This window comes from bacterium (assembly GCA_024228115.1).
Lineage (GTDB): Bacteria > Myxococcota_A > UBA9160 > UBA9160 > UBA6930.
On the sequence record JAAETT010000340.1, the window covers coordinates 1 to 5704 of the forward strand.

5 protein-coding genes are annotated in these 5704 nt (G+C 60.7%); all 5 read right to left on the reverse strand.

The features are described from left to right. Nucleotides 1-157 precede the first annotated feature (157 nt). The 5 genes from GY937_15080 to GY937_15100 all read right to left on the reverse strand — a co-directional run bounded on the left by GY937_15080 (nucleotide 158) and on the right by GY937_15100 (nucleotide 5490). Nucleotides 158-604 (reverse strand): hemerythrin domain-containing protein, encoded by a 447-nt coding sequence (locus tag GY937_15080; GenBank protein ID MCP5058028.1) that lies wholly within the window; start codon nucleotides 602-604, stop codon nucleotides 158-160. Nucleotides 605-821: 217 nt separating this feature from the next. Beyond that, a complete protein-coding gene (locus GY937_15085) occupies nucleotides 822-1280 on the reverse strand; it encodes a nuclear transport factor 2 family protein (protein ID MCP5058029.1) in 459 nt (152 codons plus the stop codon). Between the two features lie 207 nt (nucleotides 1281-1487). Beyond that, nucleotides 1488-2228, reverse strand: a complete 741-nt coding sequence (locus GY937_15090; protein MCP5058030.1) for a class I SAM-dependent methyltransferase — start codon at nucleotides 2226-2228, stop codon at nucleotides 1488-1490. Nucleotides 2229-2542: 314 nt separating this feature from the next. Further along, nucleotides 2543-4279 carry an amidohydrolase gene (locus GY937_15095; protein MCP5058031.1) on the reverse strand — a complete coding sequence of 579 codons (1737 nt, stop codon included), beginning with the start codon at nucleotides 4277-4279 and terminating at the stop codon, nucleotides 2543-2545. A 749-nt stretch (nucleotides 4280-5028) separates the two neighbouring features. Then, the gene (locus tag GY937_15100) at nucleotides 5029-5490 is read right to left on the reverse strand and encodes a GNAT family N-acetyltransferase (protein MCP5058032.1); all 462 of its coding nucleotides are present in this window, start codon (nucleotides 5488-5490) and stop codon (nucleotides 5029-5031) included. Nucleotides 5491-5704: the final 214 nt, after the last annotated feature.

Genomic DNA, 5704 nt, shown 5'->3' on the forward strand with positions numbered 1-5704 from the left:
CCGGTCGAGCCGGGAGGGCGTTCGCCCTGGGTCAAGGACCTTTCGACCCGGAAGATCTGAATCGGAATCCGGAACGGCGGGCTGCGTCGCCCCCCGGCCAAATGATCAGATTTCTACGCTTCTGAGTGAGCGTCTACAGACGACAACTGGCGGCGGGTCACGGAGAAGCTGAGCGGCTCCGCGCGCGGCCTTCGCAAGCCGCAGCGATGGCCTTGAGGGCACTCGCCGGCAGTCGCTCTTGAGTAGGCTCAAACACCTGGCGTTCTTCGAACCGAATATGCGACTCGAGGAGCTCACCGAACTGCTGGACCGTAGCTGGGCTGGGGGATTCAGCATCTCGCAAGGCGCGAAGAGCACTGTGTTCCTCGCGGATCCGGGCGGCCAGAGAAGCCTCACTGATCGCTTCAAGCGCGGGCAGGAGGTGTTGTTCTTCAATCAGGAAGTGCGGCTCAAGATGGTCTGCGAATGCTTCGATGACTTGCTTCCACACCGCCTCATGGGACACGGTGGAGTTCGGACGGCCAACCTGCCTGCACCGTCGAGCGAGCGCTAGGCCTGTGTGGTGATCGTCCGAAAGGTCGCGCAGTTCGGGTATTCGCTTCACGAGAATCTCCGACTTCGAGTTGGCTGACGGATTGGCGTCAACCGGCGTGGAATGGCGCCGCCGGTCGCGGCCGACCCTGAAAAGGTTGATGCCGGAACGGTACAGTGGTCATTTGAACCGCGCTATTCCACGTCCGCGTTCAACGGCTTGTTCGGCGGCTGCTCGCGACAAGCTTCCACAGTGGCAAGCTGGGTGTCGCACTTCAATCATTGCTGAGTCAGACTGCGCCGCCTTTGACGGGATGAAGCTTCGAACCGTGCGCAGTCAAATACTGGACCACGGTGTCCGCGACGCCATCTGGATAGCTGTCCTCTAGGCGAATGATGCGTCCGCCATCGAAGGTGGCCGTCGAGACGCCTTCGAGAACGAGATCCGGGGCCTCGGCTACAGCATATTTCACGCGCGCCCTCAACCATACGCTGTCACCGCGCATTTCCGGACCTTCGAGAAAGGTGACTTCACGGGAATCGAATCTTCGATCAAACCCATCGAGTGTCTGCTTCATTGAGGCCAGCACTGCATTGCGGCCTTCGAGGCACGCACCCATCGGCGGCCCCGCCAGGGTTTCGTAGACCGCCTCCTCTGCAAAATGCCGTCCCACTACCGACCAGTCATCATCCGAGAAGGCGACCTCGAAATCCGCCGCGTACTGCTCGAAGCGCTTCAAATTGTCCATGTCGCCTCCTCTCTACCCCGGGACCGTCGATTGCGCCTTGGTCGTACACTGGAAGCGACGGATTCGCTTGCTCGTAGCCGCCCGACGGATCGGGCTTCAGCTGCAACAGACAGCGCTGACCGTGAGCGCCGTACCATAGAGCCCCGACGCCAGAACGCTATCAAAATCAGGAATCCCCGGCTGTCTGTTGGCAGCTGCGATCCCTTGTTATGTGTCAGTCGGCTTCGTCCCACCCATCACCGTCTCGCGATGTTCCTTCCAGAACACCTCAGCATTGGTAATTCCGGATTCACGAAGAATCTGGATATCCGTGTCCAGTGTCTGCGGCTGGTCCTGCTCCGCCAATTCAAGGTCATCGAGGTATTGCCTTGTGACAGCATGGTTGTGGAACCGCTTGTCCTGAGTTGAGGCGCGACCAGTGACTGCCTCAACACGAATCTCCTGAATGCGCCGTTCCAGATCGGGAGCTTCGGCCACCACGATATCTGCGTTCAAGAGCCAGCCAGCTGGGTTGATCGCTTGGACGATCGACTTCAGGACAGCAAGTTTCTCCTCAGCGTTCAGATGGTGAAGTGCGTAGGACGAATACACTACATCGAAGGTCTCGGGCCTGGTGGCTGCTTTGGGAATCGACCGAAAGTCGGACAGGAACCATTCCACGCGTTGGCCAAGGCCACCGAGCCTTGCTTTGGCAAGTTCCAACATCGCGGCAGCTCCGTCGATTGCCACCACGCTCGAGTTTGGATACGTCTCCAAGAATCGCTTCGAAAACATGCCCGTTCCAACGCCAAGATCGAGGGCTTTCAAGGAACGCGCTTGTTGGAATGGAAGAACTTCCAAGGCGATTTCGATCATCTTCCACCGGAGAGGATGCATGATGTCCATGTCGGCATCGTAGGTGCGGACTCGTTCGGGAAGGTCATACGCTTCTAGGCTACGCGAACGCATCTTGTCACCATCACCGAAAGCCTACCGGCTTCTTCTGTCACGCAACGGACCGGCGTTCAGCGGCCTGCAACAGCGCTGGCCGGAACCGACCTCTACCACCGAAGTATGCCGCCAGGCAGCAACCAACGTCAATTGAAGCGAGCTGTTGATGGTCCGCTGCAACGGCTCGTTGGACAACAGCCTACCACCCTGCGACGACGGAACAGCATTGAGGCGCAGGGAGCTCGGCCGGTGGATACTGGACAGAGCTTGAACAAGTGCACCCGCAGGAGCCGGAGCTTCGGTTCTCCCGCCTGTCGGATAGCCGCTGTCGACTACAGCGCCCCGCTTTCTACCACCCCTCCGACTACGACAGCTCGCGGAACCAATTCATGCAGTCGGTTGATGTCGACCTCGAACGGATCGTCGGCCAGGACTACGAAGTCCGAGCGCTTGCCGACCTCGAGGGACCCCAAGCGACTCCCTTGCCTGAGTTGGCGCGCACCGCTGAGCGTATATGCCTCGATGGCATCCTGGAGATTCAGGGAGGCGGAGGCCGGACTCAAGACTGGCCCGGTCGGGTCGTCGTACTCACGACGAGTCACGCTCATCTGCATGCCCAGGAAGGGAGCCGCGCGGTACGACTCCGCTTCGGAGACCACATCGCTCGAGAGGGTGACGTTGGCCCCGGCTCGCAAGAACTCGCCGACCACCTGCGAGCGAGATGCCCGCTCCGGCCCCAGGTTGGACGCGCCTGCGGTGCCGAACACCGAGCCACCGAACCAGTGAGGCGTGAAGTTCGCATGGACGCCGAGCGCGGCGAAACGTGGAATGTCCTCGGCAGCCACGTACTCCAGATGGGAAAGCGCCACCTCGATTTTCAACTCACCCAGCTTGCCACGAGCCTGCTCCACCGCGTCCAGCGCCTCTCGCGTCGCCCAAGCGCCCACGGTGTGCAGGTGCAGATTCAATCCCACCTGGTTCAGCTCCGCGATGAATCGCGCGAGTTGTTCGGCTTCGAAGAGCACTCCTCCACGGACGTCGGGAGCCGTTGCGTACGGCTCCAACGCCCCACCCGTCAGAACTTCATGCACGCCGTCGAAGTGGATCTTGATGGTGTCGAAGACGAGACGATCGCTTCCGTACTTCTCGCGAAGAGCAAGGAGCTCCTCGATGGCGACTTCCAGGTGCTCGGGAGCCCACACGTGGAAGCTCCCGATGTAGCGGACGGGAAGGGCTCCATCGCGATCGAGCTCGGACAGCGCTGCGTACACCTCTTCGTGAGACGCGAAGCTCCCAGCATCCATGAGCGTGGTCACCCCTCGCGCGCTCAGGAAGTCGAGGTACTCCTTGATCCCTTCCTTCAGCTCGGCCCTACTGGGGACCAGGTACTTCTCAAGATACGGCATCGCGGCCCACTCCTTGACCCAGCCGGTCGGCTCACCACGCTCGTCGCGCACGAAGTACGAGATGCCAGGGCTCAGGTCGGGAGTACTTTCGTCGATCCCGAGAAACCACAGCGCCATCGAATTCATCCACATGCTGTGTCCCGAATTGTCGAACAGCAGGGCGGGCTTGTATTTGAAGAACCGATCCAGATCTTCCTTGGTAGGACCGTCGGGCAAGAACATCTGAACATCCCACTCCCCAAGCATCACGAGTGGCTGCCAGAAATGGTTCGCAGAGTACTCCTCGAGGAACGCGTAGAGTTCGTCCTTCGATGTCGTGGGGAGCTTCTGGCCCGCGAGCGACTCATCCTCGTCGACTTGAAGGGTCCCCACCAAGCCTGGATGGGTATGGGTATCGATGAATCCGGGTAGAACGAACGCACCGTTCAGATCCACTTCGAGAGCGGTCTCATCGACGAGCGCTCGGGCGCGTTGCTCAGAGCCGACGAACTCGATGTCAGGCCCATGGGTCACCATTGCGTGCGCCCAAGGACCGCCCTGGTTCAGCGTGTAGATTCGGGCGTTGGTGTAGAGGACGGTTCCTGGCGTCTTCTCGGCGACAGGGGGCGCTTCGGCTGAACAGCCAGTGAACAACACGAGCGCGGAAAGAAGAATCAGTTTCATAGCAACCATGTTGGACGCTGATGCGTCCCAAAGTTCGGCCTACGATGAACGCGGAGTTCGCGCACCTCGTGTAGCTCGCCATGGCATTCGTAGAGTTCCGGGTTCAATCGACGAACTCCGATGCCGAGATCCTGCAAGGCTCTGCTGCCCAACGGACACGCGGCTCAACCGCTGGGCGGGCTGTCCGACCACTTTGAGCCACCTGAGTGGAACCCCGATGTTACCATGCCTCAACCCGCCTGGCGGTGGCCCAGTCGGTTGCAGCCGCTCATATGATGCTAGGCATGGTTGAATGAAGCGGCCGGTGAGCAGAGGCACTGCCCACCGGCCTTTCTCAACCGGGGCGGAAGACCGATAGCCGTAGGGTCCCTCGTGAGACCGTTAACCAGCTCGGGTCTCCGCTCCACTAGCCACCCCTACAACCACGAACGACCCCACGAGGCTCTCGACGGAGATTTTCCAGCCGACCGATGGAAGCCCTCGAGAAAGGAGTACACCTCACGCCCGAAGCCACCCAATTGCCCTGGCCACTTCGAGGTGCGACGCGTCAGTGCATGCGGGACCTTTCGCATGAAGAGCGGGTAGTACGATCTCAGCAAGGCGCTCCTCGGAGAGGACGTCGGGTTCGAGGAGGTTGAAGATGAGATCTGGAATATCGTCTACTACAACACGATCCTCGGAAGGATTGATCTCAAGACCGGCAAGATCACCGGAAACGAAAAGGTGAAAACCATGTCCCCGGACTTCTGTTAAGGATCAGCCCGACCGGTCAGCGTCTCGAGCTGCCGGGTCATCGCCTGGGCAAGAACGGCGGAGCCGGGCCGGAGGGGCTGCGGTTCGCCGATGGCGTGAAACCCCGAACCCTCGTAGAGCTGTACCGCCACAGTGTTTGGTCGTGCGACTGTGAGATCAAGTCTCGATACACCGAGGGTGCGGGCCCAGTCAACGATCGCGGCGAGAAGCATGCGGCCGATGCCCTGGCCACGGACCTCGGGATCGACCCACATCTGATAGACGTTGGCACAGTCGCGCTGTGTGGTACTCAGCTTTCCCCACGCGAGCCCGACCGCCCGGCCATCGACCTCTGCGACAAGGGGAAGGTCAGAATCCTCTGCCGAGACGAGACGCTCAAGCCACCACTGATCCGGCTTCGCGCGTTCCCAATCGAGCGTGCTTCCAAACGAATCTGGTGAGTCGGCGAGCGCACGCAATCGAAGGGCGCGATACCTCGGCCACTCGCTTGGAAGAAGAAGGCGGGTTGACGGCTCACCCTGCACGCGATGCCCCTAGCCCCAATCCGTCGTTAGATCTGGGCGTCTGAGGGTATTGGTCCGGGTCAGGCGGCGAGTTGTTCGAGTGCCCGATTGAATCGTTTGCGGGTGGAGGGCTCGGCAGCGATCCGCAGCTCGGCGCGCCCCTGAGGCC